This is a genomic window from Limnofasciculus baicalensis BBK-W-15, from assembly GCF_024178385.1.
Taxonomy (GTDB): Bacteria; Cyanobacteriota; Cyanobacteriia; order Cyanobacteriales; family Coleofasciculaceae; genus Limnofasciculus; species Limnofasciculus baicalensis.
Genome location: NZ_JAMZMM010000723.1, coordinates 1 through 1,255, shown reverse-complemented (window position 1 = coordinate 1,255; position 1,255 = coordinate 1). Strand labels below are relative to the sequence as shown.

The 1,255-nt window shown below is 44.3% G+C and carries 1 protein-coding gene and 1 pseudogene; both read right to left on the bottom strand.

What is annotated here, in order from left to right; genetic code table 11:
- Positions 1 to 279: pseudogene (locus tag NJ959_RS29745) on the bottom strand (hypothetical protein); the annotation flags it as partial.
- Positions 280 to 474: 195 nt separating this feature from the next.
- Entirely contained in the window at positions 475 to 1,116 is a 642-nt protein-coding gene (locus NJ959_RS29740) for a calcium-binding protein (RefSeq protein WP_254015366.1), read from the bottom strand.
- Between the last annotated feature and the right edge of the window lie 139 nt (positions 1,117 to 1,255).

Genomic DNA, 1,255 nt, shown 5'->3' with positions numbered 1-1,255 from the left:
TTGGCTAAATTCGATTAATTCTCTGCCAAATATATCTCCATAAGATGCAACTGTTGGGGATTTACCGTGGATAGCCACACCTTCTGCAATTGCCCAACCACTACGGATAGAGCGCTTCCACCACTGACTGAATTTCATCATGGCGGCATCATGTAGTGTCATATCCGCATCAATACGGCAGATTTTCCACCCAAGCTGACGCAACCGGATACACATTTCCGGCTCTTCGCCGCAAATCATAGTTTCTTTATATCCGTTTACTTCTTCAATAGCGGCAAGATGTTACTCATGTCAATTTATTAAAAGGGCGTGTTTTCTAGAGTCACAAATTTCGGGTAGAGACAATCCCCTCCAGCGATAGCAATCCTAATTTTGATTGGTTTAAGAAACCCGGTTTTTTTGAAAAACCGGGTTTCTGTGAGCTAGTTTAGCCATCACCCATCAATTTAGCCAAATACTAGAGGAAGATAATTGTTAGATATTAACAACGGCTAACAGATTTACACCGTCGTAGACATTGGCACTGGTATTGTTGCTATTCCAATTAAAATCTAGAGTACCGCCACTGCTTGACTTTAATGTAGTTGCACCTTGGACGAAGTCGAAGATGGTATCAAATCCACCAGCAGTGGACAGAACAACAGTATCATTACCACCGCCAAGGAAGATCTGGTCATTGCCATGACCACCATAAATGATATCATTGCCAGCGCCGTCATAGATCCTGTCATTACCAGCACCGCCAAAGAGCAAGTCATCGCCAGCACCACCAAAGAGGATATCGTTGCCAGCATCACCACAAAGCATATCATTGCCAACACCACCAATGAGGCTGTCATTGCCAAGACCACCAATGAGGCTGTCATCGCCAGCATCACCAAGAAGGATATCGTTGCCAGCACCACCATAGAGGTGGTCATCCCCAAGGCCACCACCGAGGGTGTCATTGTCACGACCACCTTTGAGGGTGTCGTTGCCAGCACCACCACGGAGGGTGTCATCGCCACGGAGACCATATACTAGATCGTTACCAGGTAATGCGTTAATTACATCGGCTGCATTAGTACCTTGAATTTCATCGTTGCCGTTTGATGGTACTGTTGATACTTCTGGCATTGTCCCTACCGTCCTTTTATTCTATTTGGGTGTCTGTAGTCTTTAACTTTCCACATCTCTAACTTAACACGGTATTACTGTTAGAAACATCAAGATTTCAAGAAGTTCTGATGAAGTTATGATGAATTTTTTGTTTCCA

Excerpts from the sequence above, each read along its gene's own strand:
- NJ959_RS29740 (WP_254015366.1), bottom strand. The coding sequence starts at position 1,116 with ATGCCAGAAGTATCAACAGTACCATCAAACGGCAACGATGAAATTCAA.